Annotated in this window: 15 protein-coding genes and 1 pseudogene; 5 read left to right on the top strand and 11 right to left on the bottom strand. The window is 69.2% G+C overall.

The window, feature by feature from the left end:
• Positions 1 to 3: 3 nt before the first annotated feature.
• Both Q0V34_RS05810 and Q0V34_RS05805 read right to left on the bottom strand, forming a co-directional pair.
• Positions 4 to 405 (bottom strand): hypothetical protein, encoded by a 402-nt coding sequence (locus tag Q0V34_RS05810; protein ID WP_297509120.1) that lies wholly within the window; start codon positions 403 to 405, stop codon positions 4 to 6.
• On the bottom strand, positions 402 to 2,462 hold the full coding sequence (locus tag Q0V34_RS05805; RefSeq protein WP_297509117.1) for a toll/interleukin-1 receptor domain-containing protein: 2,061 nt from the start codon (positions 2,460 to 2,462) through the stop codon (positions 402 to 404). Before Q0V34_RS05805 ends, Q0V34_RS05810 begins: the two co-directional genes overlap by 4 nt.
• Positions 2,463 to 2,590: 128 nt before the next feature.
• Here Q0V34_RS05805 and Q0V34_RS05800 point away from each other — a divergent pair, with 128 nt between their 5' ends.
• The gene (locus Q0V34_RS05800; RefSeq protein ID WP_297509114.1) at positions 2,591 to 3,241 is read left to right on the top strand and encodes a Crp/Fnr family transcriptional regulator; all 651 of its coding nucleotides are present in this window, start codon (positions 2,591 to 2,593) and stop codon (positions 3,239 to 3,241) included.
• A gap of 139 nt (positions 3,242 to 3,380) precedes the next feature.
• On the opposite strand, the gene Q0V34_RS05795 is transcribed toward Q0V34_RS05800, so the two are convergent.
• The 5 genes from Q0V34_RS05795 to Q0V34_RS05775 all read right to left on the bottom strand — a co-directional run bounded on the left by Q0V34_RS05795 (position 3,381) and on the right by Q0V34_RS05775 (position 8,473).
• Positions 3,381 to 4,244, bottom strand: coding sequence for a dienelactone hydrolase family protein (locus tag Q0V34_RS05795; RefSeq protein ID WP_297509110.1), 864 nt, complete (start codon positions 4,242 to 4,244; stop codon positions 3,381 to 3,383).
• 84 nt (positions 4,245 to 4,328) lie between these two features.
• Entirely contained in the window at positions 4,329 to 5,651 is a 1,323-nt protein-coding gene (gene pelA / locus Q0V34_RS05790; protein ID WP_297509107.1) for a pectate lyase, read from the bottom strand.
• A gap of 204 nt (positions 5,652 to 5,855) precedes the next feature.
• On the bottom strand, positions 5,856 to 7,019 hold the full coding sequence (locus Q0V34_RS05785; RefSeq protein WP_297509104.1) for a glutathionylspermidine synthase family protein: 1,164 nt from the start codon (positions 7,017 to 7,019) through the stop codon (positions 5,856 to 5,858).
• Positions 7,019 to 7,777, bottom strand: a complete 759-nt coding sequence (locus Q0V34_RS05780) for a PspA/IM30 family protein (RefSeq protein ID WP_297509101.1) — start codon at positions 7,775 to 7,777, stop codon at positions 7,019 to 7,021. The genes Q0V34_RS05785 and Q0V34_RS05780 overlap by 1 nt, the downstream gene beginning before the upstream one ends.
• Before the next feature lie 24 nt (positions 7,778 to 7,801).
• On the bottom strand, positions 7,802 to 8,473 hold the full coding sequence (locus tag Q0V34_RS05775; protein WP_297509098.1) for a YjfI family protein: 672 nt from the start codon (positions 8,471 to 8,473) through the stop codon (positions 7,802 to 7,804).
• 156 nt (positions 8,474 to 8,629) lie between these two features.
• On the opposite strand from Q0V34_RS05775, the gene Q0V34_RS05770 reads away from it, so the two are divergent.
• From Q0V34_RS05770 to Q0V34_RS05755, 4 genes are all read left to right on the top strand, one after another.
• Positions 8,630 to 9,277, top strand: coding sequence for a YjfK family protein (locus tag Q0V34_RS05770; RefSeq protein ID WP_297509095.1), 648 nt, complete (start codon positions 8,630 to 8,632; stop codon positions 9,275 to 9,277).
• 15 nt (positions 9,278 to 9,292) lie between these two features.
• On the top strand, positions 9,293 to 9,706 hold the full coding sequence (locus Q0V34_RS05765; protein ID WP_297509092.1) for a DUF350 domain-containing protein: 414 nt from the start codon (positions 9,293 to 9,295) through the stop codon (positions 9,704 to 9,706).
• An 11-nt stretch (positions 9,707 to 9,717) separates the two neighbouring features.
• Positions 9,718 to 10,344 (top strand): DUF1190 domain-containing protein, encoded by a 627-nt coding sequence (locus tag Q0V34_RS05760; RefSeq protein WP_297509089.1) that lies wholly within the window; start codon positions 9,718 to 9,720, stop codon positions 10,342 to 10,344.
• Between the two features lie 144 nt (positions 10,345 to 10,488).
• Complete coding sequence (locus Q0V34_RS05755) at positions 10,489 to 10,977, top strand: hypothetical protein (protein WP_297509086.1); 489 nt, start codon at positions 10,489 to 10,491, stop codon at positions 10,975 to 10,977.
• On the opposite strand, the gene Q0V34_RS05750 is transcribed toward Q0V34_RS05755, so the two are convergent.
• From Q0V34_RS05750 to Q0V34_RS05735, 4 genes and pseudogenes are all read right to left on the bottom strand, one after another.
• Entirely contained in the window at positions 10,974 to 11,453 is a 480-nt protein-coding gene (locus Q0V34_RS05750) for a low molecular weight protein-tyrosine-phosphatase (protein ID WP_297509083.1), read from the bottom strand. The two genes, Q0V34_RS05755 and Q0V34_RS05750, sit on opposite strands and share 4 nt — an antisense overlap.
• Positions 11,454 to 11,461: 8 nt before the next feature.
• Positions 11,462 to 15,061: a hydantoinase B/oxoprolinase family protein gene (locus Q0V34_RS05745; protein ID WP_297509080.1), complete on the bottom strand. Its 3,600-nt coding sequence runs from the start codon at positions 15,059 to 15,061 to the stop codon at positions 11,462 to 11,464.
• Between the two features lie 77 nt (positions 15,062 to 15,138).
• Positions 15,139 to 15,225: pseudogene (locus Q0V34_RS05740) on the bottom strand (hypothetical protein); the annotation flags it as partial.
• 3 nt (positions 15,226 to 15,228) lie between these two features.
• Positions 15,229 to 15,804 (bottom strand): TMEM165/GDT1 family protein, encoded by a 576-nt coding sequence (locus Q0V34_RS05735; protein ID WP_297509077.1) that lies wholly within the window; start codon positions 15,802 to 15,804, stop codon positions 15,229 to 15,231.
• Between the last annotated feature and the right edge of the window lie 263 nt (positions 15,805 to 16,067).

The raw sequence follows: 16,067 nt of genomic DNA, 5'->3' as shown, positions 1-16,067 counted from the left end.
GCCTCAGCCGTGGCCGTCGCCGTTCTCGACGTCCGGATCCAGCGTGATCTTCTGGCCGTGCGAGTCCGTCATCATCAGGCTGTACTCGTAGTTCCCGAGCCGAGCGCACTCGTAGATGATCTTGAACCGCGTGAAGGGCGCCAGCTCGCCGTCGTAGGCGTGCCGCAGCCAAGCGTAGCTCGAGAAATTGACGCCGAAGTCGCGGCGAACCTCGATCGGGCGTTGCTGGAACTTCCAACCCGCCGCGATCAACTGGTCGCTCAGCGTGAAGATCAGCTCCGAACGTTTCGTCAGGTTCATCGTCAATCGCTTCGGCTTCGCCGGATCGAAGACGTTCATGAAATTGAGATCGTCACGCAGGCCGATCACCACCTCGATGACCTCGGCGGGTCTGGGTTCCGTCATTGATTTACCTCCCGACTGGTCGCTCCACCTGGAGGCGAATCTCTCCAGAACTCAAGAAAGGCGGGGTTGGCGTAGCCATCTTTCCGGAGGCCCGTCACGAGCTCGCCCGCCCGATCCCGCTGTCCGCTCGCCAGATACGCCCGCGCCAGGGTGTCGAGCCCGGCGGGCGCCAGCGCCCGCCGCCGCGGCTCCAGGGTCGCGATCGCGCCTTGCGGGTCACCGGCCGCGAGCTGGGCGAAGCCGCGCAAGGCCGATCGGTCCGCCGCGCCCTCGTGATCGCTTTCCAGAGTCTTCAGCTTGGCCAGCAGCGACTCCGCCAGCCGCCGGGCCTGGACCTGGTCCCCGCTCAGTTGCGCCAGGATGATCGATTCTCGAAGCGTTCGGCCGTCCAGGTCGGGCGTCCAGACCTTGGAGTCGCCGCTGGCCCGCAGCTTGGCGAGGGCCGCCACGGCGGCGGCCTGCCGCGCCCTCGCCGCCCCGGCTTGGCCCGCCCACGCGAGACGATCGGCCTGGTCGATCTGGGCGCCGACCAGATATTCGCGCCAACGGGCGTTGGTCGGGTCGAGCTTGGTCAGATCGTCCAGACGCCGTTGCGCCGCCTCGAACCGGGTCTGCGAGGCGGCCTTGCGCCCCAGGTCACGCTCCAGCCTGGCCAGCGCCAGCTCGGCGCCCAGGGCGCGCGCCAGCAAGCGCTTGTCGTCGGGCGCCTGGGCCGACGCCCGGGCCAGAACCGTCGACACCGTTTCGCGTTCGACCAGGGCGTCGCGCATCCGGCCCTGGCGGACCAGGGCGTCGGCGAGCCAGGCCCTCGAATTGGCCGCGCCGGTCACGTTCTTCTTGGTCGGGGCGCGCGCGACCTCGGCCTCGAACACGGCCAGCGCCCGGCGGAACGCGGCGACCGCCTCTTCCGGACGGCCCTGTTCGAAGAGCAAGGTGCCCAGATTGTTGTTGGCGTAGGCCACCTCCACCCGCCAGTCGGCCCGGTTCGCATCGAGCTTGACCAGCTGCAGCGCCAGCGCCTCGTAGCGCTTGAAACGGCGCTCGGCCGCCGCCACGTCGCCCCGCCGCCATTCCACGTAACCCAGCCAGAAGACGTTCTGGGCCTCGTCGAAGATCCGCTCGCCGTTGCGAGGATCGCGCTCGACCAGGGCCTGGGTCGTCGCCGCCGCCTGGCCGAAAGCGGCTTGAGCGCCGGCCAGATCGCCGCGCTGCTCCCGGATCGTTCCGAGCAGGGTCTGGGCCTTGGCGCGCTGGGCCAGCGCCTTGTCGTCCAGGCGATCGGTTCGGGGCTTGGCGTAGTAGGCCAGCACCCGGGCGCCGACGCCGTCGAGCACGTCGAGGCGCCCGACCGGCTCGAGCTGTTCGCGCAGGTCGCCGAGCATGTAGGCGACCAGCGCCTCGGTCTCGTCCCGCTGCTGGCGGGCGATCTGTCGGGACTTGAGGGTCTCGACCGTCATCGCGCCCATGCCGGCGGCGATCAGCAAGGCCGCGGCGGTGAAGGCGGTCATGAGGCGCACGCGACGACGCGCGTCGCGCTGGACCAACCGGTCGAGATTCACGCCCAGAAGCCGGGCGGCGATCTTCAGGCGCGCCAACCGCTTGCCGTCGGCGTCGCGGCGCAGATCCACCGCCAAGGGCTCGACGCCCGGCGGCAGGGCCGCGCGCAGCGAGGGCGGCAGAACCTCGGCCAACGGGGTCCGGGCGTCGGTCTCCGGGGCGATCACGCAGATGACCCGCTCGGCCCCGCCGGCGTTCACGAAATAGGCGACCTCCTGGTCCACCCAGCGCGAGGCGACCGAGGCCGGCGAGCACAGGACGATCATCGCGTCGGACTGGTCCAGCGCGTCGCGAATGGCCTGGTTGAGATTGCCCGAAGCGCTCAGCTCGTCGCGATCGCGAAAGATCGGTCGCAGCGTGTGCGTCGAAGCGCCGCCGGCCGCGCTCGCCAGATCGCGCGGCGCGCGATAGGTTTCCAGCGCGCGGTGCAGCCACTCGGCGATTTTGCGATCGCGATGGCTGTAGCTGATAAAAGCCCTGTATCGCTGTCGACTCGTCATGCGTCGCCCCATCGACGGCAGGAGCGTACCCGATGACACTGATTCCCTCATCGCCCCCGCGCGCATCCAGCCATACGCCGTCCGAGCCGCGATCCAAAGACTATCGCGACAACAAGATTTTTCGACACATGCGACCCGACGAAATCGAGCGCTTGGCCCCGTCGATCGACCATCTGCGCTATGGCAAGGGCGAGATGATCCTGCAGCGCCGGGACCAGGAGGGCGGCATCTATCTGCTGCTGGACGGCGTGCTGCTGGCCAACCAGTACGCCAAGTCCGGCCGCGAGGTCGGCTACCGGCGGATCACCCCCGGCGGCTATTTCGGAGAAATCGCGGCGATCGACGGCCTGCCGCGTTCGGTGAACGTCGTCGCCCTGGAGGACTCTCGCCTGGCGCGGCTGCCGCAGAGCCTCGTGCGCCGGCTCTTCGACGATTCGCCGCGCTTCATGCGGGCGCTGCTGGAGGACATGGCCGCCCTGGCCCGCGGCCTGACCGATCGGTTGTTCGAGGCCACGGCGGTGCCGGTGGCGTGCCGCGTCGGCATCGAGCTGCTGCGCATGGCGGCCGCCGCCGGCGGCGACGGGCGACAGGCGACGATCCACCCCTGCCCCACCCACGCCGAGCTCGCCGCCCTGCTGGGCAGCCAGCGCGAGCCGGTGACGCGCGAGCTCAATCGCCTGGCCAGCCTCGAGATTGTCCGCCAGACCGGCCGGACGCTGCACGTGCTCGACCTGCCGGCCCTGGCCGCCGAGGTCGAGCGGATCGGCGGCGAGCTGTAGCGGCCCGCCGCCTTCGGAGACCATCCGCTTAGAGCCCGTCCGTTTCGAATGGAATCCTTCGAAACGGATAAACAGCCTCGATTTCAAATATTTAGAGCGTGTTGGCCCCGAAGCCGCTCACGCTTTCGGCCATCACGCTCTAGCCGAGCGCCTTCTTGTAGAGCGCCAAGAGGCCGCTCCAGGCCTTCTCGGCGGCGGCCTCGTTGTAGGCCTGGCTGCCGGGCACGGTCCAACCGTGGTTGGCCCCGCCATAGACCTCGACCGTCGCGCTCAGCTTGGCGTCGGCGAACGCGGTCTTCAGCTTGTCCTTCGACGACGGATCGCGCTGGTCGTCGTTGTCGGCGATGGCGACCAGGTAGTCGGCCTTGGTCTTGGGGATCAGCAGGTAGGGGCTGTCAGGCCCTTCGGCCGTCAGGCCGCCGCCGTGGAAGCTGGCCACCGCGCCGACGCGACCCGGGTTCGAGCCGGCGGTCCGGAACGCCAGCGGCCCGCCCATGCAGTACCCCTGCGTGCCGATCTTCTTGGCCTTGTCGGTCTGGGGCTGGGCGTCGAGGAAGGCGACGAAGGCCACGGCGTCGGTGACGGCGGTGGCGGGCGTCACGGTCTTGGCCAGACCCATGATCGTCTCGCGATCCTTGGGATCGGCGAAGTTCATCGGCCCCTCCATCACCGGCGCCTTCTTGGCGCGGTAGTAGAGGTTGGGGACCAGCACGACATAGCCGGACGCCGCCAGGCGCCGCGCCATCTGGCGGAATACCGGCCGCAGGCTCCAGATGTCCGGCCAGACCAGCACCGCGGGCCACTTGCCCTTGCCCTTGGGATGGAACAGCGCCGCGTCGGCCAGGCCGTCCGGCGTCTTGACCGTGACGTCCTTCTCCTCGACGGCCTCGTCGGCGCGGGCGACGGTGGCGAGCCCCGTGACGGCGACGCTGAGCAGGCCGAAGCGGCGGCGCGAGATCGTGGGGTCCTGGATCAGACCGGGATGGATTTCGTCATCGCACATGGCGGCTTCCTCCTGAGCATTTTGCCCTGCACGCTATAACCGCGTTATCGGTTCGCCTACCCACTTTGCGCCCGGCGGCGCCGGCTAGTTCAGCGGATGGGTCTTGGCCCACGTCGCGTACAGCCGGATCACCTTCGAGGGCTGGGTTCCGAACCACGAATAGCCGTCGCGGCGCTCGCGCGAGAGCTCGTTGACGTTGTCGCGCAAGGTCTTGTCGCGCTCGCCGAACACCGGCTTCTGGGTCTCGCGGCTGTAGTAGCGGGCCCAGATCGGGCCGGCGCCGGGCTTCTCGATCAGATGACGGCCATCCGGCTCGCCCTTGCCGGTCCATTCGAAGCCGACGATCGCGGCCTTCTTCATCCAGGCGATCCCGGCGTGCACGGCGGCGACCTCGGCGGGCGTCGGGTCGGGCAGTTGCATCAGATAGAACAGCAGGTCGGCGCTCTCGCCGGTTGACAGGGCCGGCGGCTCGAAATTGCGGCCGGCGACCGGCTCCAGGGTGAACGGGTCGGCCTGCTGGCCCCAGATGGTCGGCTGGCCGTCGATGCGGATCTGGGCCGCGACGATGACCTCGCGGCCGTGCTTGGCGGCGAGAGCGGCCTTGGCGCGCAGATCGGCGGGCACGAAGGCGAAGTCGGGCTTGGCTTCCGACACCTCGGTCAGCAGATAGGCGGCCTCGGAGACGGCGTTGTCGTTGAAGGTGACGGCGTCGTGATAGCCGCCCTCCAGCGGCCAGACCTGCGGCCAGCCGCCGTTCGGGAACTGCGCGGCGAGCAGGTAGTTCACGCCCTTCAGAAAGCTCTGGCGATAGGCCTCGCCCTCGGGTCCCGGGACTTGCCGCGCCACCTTGGCCAGGAAGCGCATCTCGGTGATGGTGGCGTTGTTGTCCAGCGTGCCGACATAGCCCCACTTGGGGTCGCGGGCGGCGTCGAAGTCTTTCTCGCTCAGATACTTGGAATTGTTGTCGGCGAACCACGGCTGCCCGGGCAGGCGCAGGGCGCCGCGGCGATCGAGGTTCTTGCTCCAGCCGCCGGCGGGGGTCTGGAAGCTGACGATGACATCGGCGATGTGCCGCGCCTCGGGCGTTGCGTACCAAGCCGCGTCCTTGGTCAGCGGCATGCTCTCGCCCTCGCCGTGGGCGGTCGGAGGTGGCGGCGGCGGGGTCTGCCCCGGCTTCAGCTCGGCCGCCAGGGCGGCGCGGTCGGCCTTCATCTGGGCCTGGGAGCGTTCGAGATAGGCCTTCCACGCCGGCTGTTGGGCGGCGGGCAGCTGGGCGATCCGCTCGGCGGTGATCGGCAGGGCCGGCGTGTTCTGGCCGATCACCCCGGCGAAGGCGGGCGGGGCCAAAGACCCTGAGAGCAGGCTGGCGGACAGAAGGAGGCCGAGCATGGCGGCTTTGCGGGTCATCTGGACGTCTCTCCCCGGGGGCGTCTTGGTGGTTGGGCCCTTGATAGCGCCGGAATGATACCGGTTTCCTACGGGAGTGAAACAGGTCGTTCGCCGCAGCGCGTGATCCTCGCCCTTCGACAAGCTCAGGGTGAGGATCAAGGATAGCCGGCGCCAGTAGAGACCCTCACCCTGAGCCTGTCGAAGGGTCAGGGTCTCGGTCCCTCAGCCCTCGATGATATGCGGCACGAACCGGGAGCGGTCGCGCGTCACCCGGCCGCGGTCCTCGCGCACGCCCACGCCGGCCGGCTGGTCGCCGACCACCCAGGAGCCCACCACGGGATAGTTGGTCCCGAACCTCGGCGGCGGCTTCAGTTCCTGGCGGATCCAGCCCTCCGCGCCGTAGCCCTGATCCAGCACCCGGCCCCGGCGGCCGTCTTTCCAGAGCTCGACATTGGCCCCTTCGCGGCTGAACAGAGGCTTGCGGGCATAGCTGGAACCCAGGCGCTCGACCTTGGGGTCGTCGTCGAAATAGGTCTCCAGCAGGTTCGGGTGGCCGGGATGGCGCTCCCACAAGAGCGGCAGCAGGGCCTTGTTCGACAGCACCGCCTTCCACGGCGGCTCCAGGAACAGCGTGTTGGAGCCCGCGATATTGGCCGCGTAGGGCTCGCGCAGCATGTCTTCCCAGGGATAGAGCTTGAAGATCGCGCCGATCAGATAGTTGTCCTGGTCGACGAACCGGCCATCGGCGTCAAGGCCGATCTCGGTCATCGGCGCGAACTTCGGCTCCAGGCCCGCGAGCCTGGCCATGTCCTCCAGGAACCGCACCGTCTGGCGGTCCTCGACGAAGTCGGGATCGCTGGCGAAATGGACGAAGCCGCCGTTCGGGAAAATCTCCCGGAAGCGTTCGGCCAGCTTGTCGTGCAGGCTGTTGAACTGGTCCGTGGTCTCCGGCAGCCGGCCCTGCTGGAGCATGTCCTCGAGCCACAGCCACTGGAAGACGGCGGCCTCGTAGACGCTGGTCGGGGTGTCGGCGTTGTACTCGTAGAGCTTGGGCGGCCCTTCCCCATCGTAGAAGAAGTCGAACCGGCCATAGAGCGACGGATGCCGCGCCTTCCACGACGCGGCGACGAGGTCGCGAGCCGTTTCCGGGATCTGGAGCCTGGCCATCAGCGCGTCGCTGCCGACCGCCTCCTCGACCAAGTCCAGGCAGAGCTTGTGCAGCGCCTCGGTCGCGGGCTCGAGATGCCCCTCGACCTCCTCGAGCGTGAAGGCGTAGGCGGCGCGCTCGTCCCAATAGCGGCGGCCGTCGGCGTGATGCCAGGTGAAGCCGACCGCCTCGGCCTTGGATTTCCAGTCGGGCCGAGGCGTCAGGGTCAGGCGGCGCATCAGGCGTCCGAGCCGTCCTTGGCGACCTTGGCCTTGTCCTCGATGGCCAGCATCGGCGCGGGCAGCGCCTCGTCCTTCGGCGCCATCAGGCGGGCCAGCACGTCCTCGGCGCCGCCGCCGCCCGGCAGGATGCCGGCCGCGGCCAGCTTGGCGTCGAGATCGGCGCCGGTGCGGCGCTCCTCGGCCTCGTTGTGCAGGCGGAACTGCTCCTCGCGAACCGACTGGCGCTCCTTGATGCGCTTGAGGCTGTCGGCGGCGGAACCCACGACGCCGCTGGCCGAGCCCGAGCGCGAGATCACGGCGGCCTGGGCCTTCTGGACGCTCTCATTGACCTTGACCATCTCGATCTCGCGGCGGAGCGCCTCGATCTTGGAGTCGGTCTGGGTGATGATCGTCCGCATCTTCTCTTCGGACGCGCGCAGCTCGGTCATCTGACCGCCCTTCTGCCCCGCTTCCTTTTCGAGGTCGGCGATCCGCTGGGCGACTTCCAGCGCCAGGGTCTGATCGCCCTTGGCCATGGCCGCGCGGGCCGAGGACTCGTACTTGCGGACCTGATCGGTCAGCTGGCCGACCTCGGTCTCCAGGCTGCGGCGACGGGCGACCATCTTGGCCAGCTCGTCGCGGGCCTTGGCCTGGGCGCTGTCGGCGTCGCGGATCTCCTGGTCCAGGATGCGCAGGGCATTGGCGTCCACCACGGTCTGCGCGCCATCGTGCGCGGCGCCGCGGAACAGGGCCGACAGCTTGCTCCAGATCGACATCGATAGGTCTCCGGTCTCTTGGTCTTAGGCGGCCGCGACGCGGCTTTTCTCGAAGGAGTCGCGCAGATCGCTGGCGGCGGCGATGGCGTTGGCCGCCAGGGTGCGCAGCTCGATCACCAGCGTCTGCAGGGTGGTCTTGGACGAAATCTCGCCCATCAGCTCGTAATAGTCACGGCCGTCCACCGTGGTGATGCCGAAGTTCGACAGCGGCACGATCTTCTGGGCCTTGAGCAGGAACTCGTTGAACGCCGCCCGGTCGTGCTGCTCGTCGCAAGGCCACAGGATGGTCGAGACGACCAGCTGCAGCGAGCCGCCGCTGACATAGACCGGCAGGTCGCCGAACTCGTGCATCACCACCAGCAGCACCGGCTCGACGCCCTCCACGACGGTGGCGGTCATCTCGCCGGGTCGGACCAGGCTGCTTTCCGCCAGCGCGTCGCGCAGCGAGTGGATCGTCCAGGCGGTGTCGATAACGGAATCCATGTGTCTGACGCCTTTTGGAGGAAGGGGATTGGCCTGCAAGGCCGGGCCGCGCACCGACTCGACGACGATCGCTTGAACAGCGGAAAGAATGTCGGGCTTGCACGCGGCCGGGGCCCAGACCTCGATCTTCACGAAGCCGGCGCTGCGACGCGCCTCGCGCCACGCGCGGGTTCTTTCGGCGGCCTGGGCGCTTCTCGAGGGCTTAGCGGGCATGCGTTACATGTACGCATAACATGTACGCTTGACAAGGCTTGGTTCGGCGTCATCCTGCGGCCGTTGTTTTCCAAGGGCAAGCATGGCCTTTGGCGCTCGGCCGCCTCGCCTGCAAATAGGCGGTCCGGTCAGGTTTTCGAGGGCTCGCCACACCCGATGTTCGGCAAACTTTTCGGCGGCAAGGAAGACGCTTCGCGACCCGCCCTGCCCGTCATCCGCAATGTCACGATCGGCCGCACGGTGATCCTGGATCCCCTGGCCTGGCGGCGGTTCGGGTCCGAGACCCGCTTCGCGCTCGACCGCGACACGCTGGAGATCACCGCCCAGGGCCTGATCCAGCTGAACGACGGCGCCTTCGTGCACCGCTTCTACACGGACGACGAAATCCTCTTCCAGGTCGTCTCGGACGACCGCGAGGGCCAGAAGGCCAACGACTTCACCGTTTTTGTCCCGTGGTCCAGCGACTATCCGTCGGGCCAGGCCGATCGCGAGCTGTGGGCCCAGCGCCTGCGCGCCCGCACGTTCCAGGCCGAGGGCCTGCCGCCCTTCACCCGCCTGTGGTTCGGCGACGAGGCCGCCGAGCAGGATCCGGTGACGCTGTGGGAGGACGTCTACTACACGCGCGACGCCCGCCAGCCGGACCGCCGCCTGTTCCAGACCACCATGCTGTTCCACCGCGACCTCGCCGGCGGCGACGGGCGGGAACTGCTGCTGGCCCTGACCCTTGAACCCGAGGACAGCCAGGATGTCAGCCACGAGACGATGATCGGCCTGCCGCTGTCGGTGGCCGAGTTCAGGGCCTAAGGGGGAAACAAGGGAATGTTCGACTTCAGCAGCTTTCAGGACGGCGCGACCGCTTTCCTGCTGGCCTTCGTCGTGGCCGGCCTGTTCACCATCGCGTTCAAGTACATCTATCAGTGGGTCACGCCCTATAACGAAAAGGCGCTGATCCGGCAGGGCAATGTCGCCGCGGCGATCGCCCTGGCCGGGGCCCTGATCGGCTATGTCCTGCCCCTGGCTTCGGCGCTCAGCCACACGGTCAGCCTGCCGGAGTTCGCCGCCTGGGCCGCCCTGGCCGGCGTCATCCAGATCGCCGCCTTCACCGGCGTGCGCCTGGTCGCCCTGCCCGACGTCAAGACGCGCATCGAGAACGGCGAGACCTCGATCGGCGTTTATCTGGCCGGCATCTCCATCGCGGTCGGCGTGCTCAACGCCGCCTGCATGACCGCCTGAGGGTCAAAGCCATGCGCAAGCGTTCCGCGTCCCTGCAACTGACCACCATGCTGGCCGGCGCCACGGCGATCACCCTGGCCGGCTGCGAGGATCATGGCGGCCAGGCCAGCTGGGATCCCAATCGCGGCGAACAGGTCCAGGCCTTCAGCTACAAGACCTTGCAGGAGTGCAAGGACGCCAACGAGGTCTCCGACCAGCAGTGCGAGACCTCGTACGCCGCCGCCCAGAAGGACGACGAGAAGAACGCCCCCCGCTTCGAGGCCCGCTCGACCTGCGAGGACGTCTACGGCGTCGGCAACTGCGTGCCGCGCACCGGATCGGACGGGCACAGCGTCTTCGGGCCGCTGCTGGCCGGGTTCGTGATCGGTCGGATGCTGGACGGCGGCGGCGGCTACTATCGCGGCACCGGCCTCTATCACCGCGACGATGGTTACTACTCGACCTGGGGCGGACGGCTAGGCCGCGACTATGGCAGCGGCCGCACGGTCATCACCCGCGAGAGCATCGATCCGCCCGACGCGATCCGCAGCGCGCCGCCCAAGATCCAGACCCGCACCTCGGTCGTATCGCGCGGCGGTTTCGGCGGCGGCCGCGCCTATGCCCACGGCGGCGGGTTCAAGGGCGGCTTCGGGGGCTAGCCGCGACCCGATATTTTGCGATTGACTCGCAACTAGATCTCCCGTCTAGTTGCGAGGTGTTCGCAAGAACGCGTCGGGCCGCTCACCGAGATCGGTTCGCTCACGGCGGGTGTCGGCCCCCTGCCGGGCGAGGAGATTTCCGGCGTGCGACCCGACCCCTTCCTCCACGCGCCCCTGGACCAGTGCGGGCCAGTCAGCCTGGCCGACGGCGAGCGGATCCTGCTGTGGATGCTCCGTCAGTGGGTGACGGCGCGGGTGCTGGGCGAGGAGCCCGGCGCGCGGCTGTCGCGTAGCGCCGGCGCCCTGGTCTCGCCGCGCGTCGCCACGGCCTTCATCCTGATGATGACCGCGATCGAGGGACAGGTGCGGCGGCCCCTGTGCGTCTCCCCGCCGTGCTGCGGCGGCTATGGCGATGACGAACAGCGGGTAATCGTCGCCTGCGGCCTATGCCCCGCCGCGCCCGACCGCGCGGACCGGCTGCTGGAGGACCTGGTGGTGACGCCCGAGGCGGTCACGGTCATGGCGCGCTTCCTGAACGCCGCCCTGGCCCACGACGGCATGGCCTTGCCGGTACGGTTCGACGCGCAAGAGCCCTCGACCGCTCCCGTTCGGTCGCGACCAACCCTGCACTAGGCGCTCCAGCCCTCGTCGACCAGGCGCCGCGCGAGCGCCCGGGCCGCCATCGCCACGTCGGCCCAGGCGACGTCGAAGTCGGAGTCATCGCCATAATAGGGATCGGCGACCGCGCGTCCCGCGTGACCTTCCACCAGGTTCAGCAGCAGCCCCACCTCGGCCGTGGCGTCCGGCGGCGCGATCCGAAGCAGGCCGCGCAGGTTGTCGTGGTCCAGGGCGTAGATATGGGTGAACCGGCGAAAGTCCTGCGGCGAGACCTGGCGGGCCCGCAGACCGCTGATGTCGACGCCGTTGCGCCGCGCCACCGCGACGGCGCGCGGGTCGGGCGCGTGGCCGACGTGCCAGTCGCCGGTGCCGGCGCTGTCGGCCACGACGTCCAGGCCCAGCCGGTCAGCCTCCGCCCGAAACGCGCCCTCGGCCAAGGGCGATCGACAGATATTGCCCATGCAGACGAAGAGAACCGAAGCCACGCCCATCACGCCACCTACGCTACGCTACCCCAACCCCCTCCGCCCGGCGTCTCGATGACGATGACGTCGCCGACGCCGACATCCACGAGGTCCGTGGCGCGGAGGTCCCGTACGCTACCATCGGCCCGTTCGACCCGCGCTGCGCCCAAAGCGCCCACCTCGCCGCCGGCCAGGCCAAACGGCGGCACGCGGCGGCGGTTGGACAGCAGGGTGGCGGTCATCGGCTCGCGGAAGCTGATGTTGCGGACCACCCCGTCGCCGCCGCGATGCGCGCCCGCCCCGCCCGACCCGCGGCGGATCGAGAAGGCCTCGACCAGCACCGGATAGCGGGCCTCCAGCACCTCGGGATCGGTCAGGCGGCTGTTGGTCATGTGGGTCTGCACCGCGTCGGTCCCGTCGAAGTCCGGCCCCGCGCCCGAGCCGCCGCAGATGGTCTCGTAGTACTGGCGGCGGTCGTCCCCGAACGTGAAGTTGTTCATCGTCCCCTGCGCCGCCGCCATCACCCCCAGCGCGCCATAGAGGGCGTCGACCACCACCTGGCTGGTCTCGACATTGCCCGCCACCACCGCCGCCGGATAGCGCGGCCGCAGCATCGAGCCCTCCGGGATCACCAACTCGACCGGCCGCAGGCAGCCGTCGTTCATCGGGATCTCGTCGTCGACCAGGGTGCGGAACACGTACAGGGCCGCCGCCCGGCAGATCGAGGCCGGGGCGTTGAAGTTGGTGGGGACCTGGCCGCTGGTCCCCGTGAAGTCGACCCGCGCTTTGCGGGCGTCCTGGTCGACCTCGATCGCGACGCGGACCACCGCGCCGTCGTCGAGCTCATAGGCGAAAGCCCCGCTCTTCATCGTCGCCAGGACTCGGCGCACCGCCTCCTCCGCATTGTCCTGGACGTGGGCCATATAGGCCTCGACGACCTCCTGGCCGAACTCGGCGACCATGCCGGTCAGCGCCTCGGCCCCGCGCGCGCAGGCGGCGATCTGGGCCTTGAGGTCGCCGATGTTCTGGTCGGGATTGCGCGCCGGCCACCGGCCCGAGGCCAGCAGGGCGCGGGTCTCGGCCTCGCGGAACCGCCCCCCCTCGACCAGCAGGAAGTTCTCGATCAGAACGCCCTCCTCCTCGACCGTGCGGCTGGTCGGCGGCATGGAGCCCGGCGTGATCCCGCCGATGTCGCCCTGGTGGCCGCGCGCGGCGACGTAGAACAAGAGAGCGCCGGCCGCGTCGAACACCGGCATGACCACCGTCACGTCCGGCAGGTGGGTGCCGCCGTTGTAGGGGGCGTTCAGCATGTAAACGTCGCCGGGTTTCATCCCCCGGCCATCGCCCGCCCGCGCCTCGCGGATCGCCCGTACGCTGTCGCCCATCGAGCCCAGGTGCACCGGCATGTGCGGAGCGTTGGCGATCAGGTTCCCGTCGCGGTCGAACAGGGCGCAGGAAAAGTCCAGCCGCTCCTTGATATTGACCGAATAGGCGGTGTTCTGCAGGGCGAAGCCCATCTCCTCGGCCACGGCCATGAAGAGGTTGTTGAACACCTCCAGCATCACCGGATCGGCCTCCGTCCCGATCGCAGTGCGAGCCGGCAGCGCGACCACGCGGTCGAGGATCAGGTTCAGCCGCCCGTCGACGCCGGCGCGCCAGCCTGGCTCGACGACCGTGGTGCCGGTGGTCTCGCGGATGATGGCGGGACCCAGGATCTCGGCGCCGATCGCCAGGGCCTCGCGGTCGAAGACGGGCGTCGCATGAACCGCGCGGGCCATCCGGGTCTCGACGGTCGCCAGCGGCGCGGCGCCGCGAGACGCGCCGGACTCGAAATCCGGTTCCGAACCGGCGTCGGAATGTCCGATCGCTTCGACCGACAGGGTCTCGATCACCAGTGGTGTCGTGGGCGAGATGAAGCCGAACCGGCGCTGATGCAGGTCCTCGAACATCGCGCGCACGGCGACGGGCTCGCCCAGCGGAACGACGAGCGGCGTGTCCGTGCCGGCGTACTTCACGCGCAGGCTGACGACGGTCTCGATCGAGGCCATCGGTACGTCCTGCGCGCGCAAGGCGGCTTCGGCCTCGGCGGCGAGAGCCTTGGCGCGCTCGGCGAGGTCGTCCGCCGCGTCCAGGGGCCGCTCGACGGTCTCCTCGCGGATCAGACGCAGGTCGGCCAGACCCATCCCATAAGCCGACAGCACGCCGGCGAACGGATGGATCATCACCTTGGTCATGCCCAGCGCGTCGGCGACCAGGCAGGCGTGCTGCCCGCCCGCGCCGCCGAAGCAGGCCAGGACGTAGCGGGTGACGTCATAGCCGCGCTGGATCGAGATTTGCCGCACGGCCTTGGCCATGTTCTCGACGGCGATGGTGACGAAGCCCTCGGCGACCTCTTGCGGGGTCATCGCCTTGCCGGTCGCCGCCGCGATCTCGGCCGCCATGGCCGTAAAGCCGCGCGTTACGGCCTCGACGTCCAGCGGCTGATCGGCGTTGGGTCCGAAGACCTTGGGGAAGAACTCGGGCCGCAGCTTGCCCAGCATCACGTTGCAGTCGGTGACGGTCAGCGGTCCGCCCCGGCGATAGGCCGCCGGCCCGGGAACCGCCCCGGCCGAGGCCGGCCCGACCCGCAGGCGCGCGCCGTCGAACGAACAGATCGAGCCGCCGCCCGCCGCCACGGTGTGGATGTTCATCATCGGCGCGCGCATGCGCACGCCCGCCACCACGGTCTCGAAGGCCCGCTCGTACTGGCCGGCATAGTGGCAGACATCGGTGGACGTGCCGCCCATGTCGAAGCCGATCACCCGCTCGAAGCCCGCTTCGGCGGCGGTCCGCGCCATGCCGACCACGCCGCCGGCCGGACCGGACAGGATGGCGTCCTTGCCCCGGAAGGCGCGGGCGTCGGTCAGGCCGCCGTTGCTCTGCATGAATAGCAGCCGGGTGTCGTGACCCAGCGCCCCGGACACCTGGTCCACATACCGGCGCAGGATCGGCGACAGATAGGCGTCGACCACGGTCGTATCGCCCCGCCCGACCAGCTTCATCAGCGGGCTGACCTCGTGGCTGACCGAAACCTGGGTGAAGCCGATCTCGCGCGCGATCGCCGCCACGCGGGCCTCGTGATCGGTGAACCGGAAGCCGTGCAGCAGAACGATCGCCACCGCGCGGTAGCCCGCGTCGAACGCGGCCTGAAGCCCCGCCCGCGCGGCCTCTTCGTCCAGCGGCCGCAGCATCTCGCCCTCGACGCTGACCCGCTCGTCGATCTCGACCACGCGGTCGTAGAGCGCCTCGGGCTTGACGATATGCAGGTCGAACAGCTTGGGCCTGGCCTGGTAGCCGATCCGCAAGGCGTCGGCGTGGCCCTTGGTGATGGCCAGCACCGTCGGTTCGCCCTTGCGCTCGAGCAGGGCGTTGGTCGCGACCGTGGTGCCCATCTTGACCGCGTCGATCGCCGCGCCCGCTGGCAGCAGGGCCCGCACGCCGGCGACCGCGGCGTCGGCATAGTGTTCGGGGTTCTCGGACAGCAGCTTGTGGGTGACCAGAGACCCGTCCGGCCGCCGCGCGACGATGTCGGTGAAGGTGCCGCCGCGATCGATCCAGAACTCCCAGCCGCGCGGCTGTTGGTCGGTGGCGGTCATGAGGTGAGCGGCTCCCTTCGCGCACCCGTCATAACGCCTCTATCATCCGTGTCATCCCGGAAGCCTCGCAGAGGCTATCCGGGACCCAGGGGGTGACGAAGCGATGTGCGCGCCGCCCCTGGGTCCCGGCTCTTCGCTTCGCTACGGCCGGGATGACACCTGGAAAGCTACTTAAACAGCCCGAGCAGCTCCGCCGCCTGCCAGACGCCCAGCAGCAGGAAGATCAACGCCGCGCCCATCCGCACGTACTTCAGCGGCACGATCTTGGTCGCCGCCTCGCCCAGATACACCGCCGGGACATTGGCCAGCATCATGCCCAGGGTGGTGCCGGCGGCGACCCAGGCGATCGAGTGGAACTTGGCGCCGAGGGCGACCGTGGCGATCTGGGTCTTGTCGCCCATCTCGACCAGGAAGAAGGCGACGGCCGTGGTGACGAACACGCCATAGCGGCCGGGCTCCTTCTGGTCATCGTCGTCGGCCTTGTCCGGGATCAGCGCCCAGCCGGCCATGGCGATGAACGAGACGGCGATGGCCCACTTGAACCAGGCGCCGCTCAGGAAATCCGACACCCAATAGCCCACCGTGGCGGCCAGGGCGTGGTTCAGCAGCGTCGCGGCCAGAATGCCGAGAATGATCGGGACGGGCTTCTTGAACCGGGTGGCCAGGATGATGGCCAGCAGCTGGGTCTTGTCGCCGATCTCGGCGATGGCCACGACCAGCGTCGAGGCGAGCAGAGCTTCCACTGAAATAATCCTCCGGGCCGGGCGCATGCCAATAGCGTCGATGCCCCACCCGGCCCGGATGGAGATCGGCGCCATTGGTCTCGCCAAGGAAGCTCAAGTCCGCTTCCCTTCCCCGCGCCATGCTTCCGGAGAAGCAAGTATGTTGACGGCGGGGCCCGCTGATAGGCGCGGGCGGCTACTCCCCAAAGGTGCGCGGCGTGTAGCGGAGGGGACGGCCTGGGTCAAGCGAGCGTCTCTCCTCCCCTCCTGGGGGAGGTGTCGGC

It is taken from the genome of uncultured Caulobacter sp., from assembly GCF_947036865.1.
Classification (GTDB): Bacteria; Pseudomonadota; Alphaproteobacteria; order Caulobacterales; family Caulobacteraceae; genus Caulobacter.
Note: the sequence above shows the minus strand (reverse complement) of the source record. Positions and strands in the feature narration are given on the sequence as shown.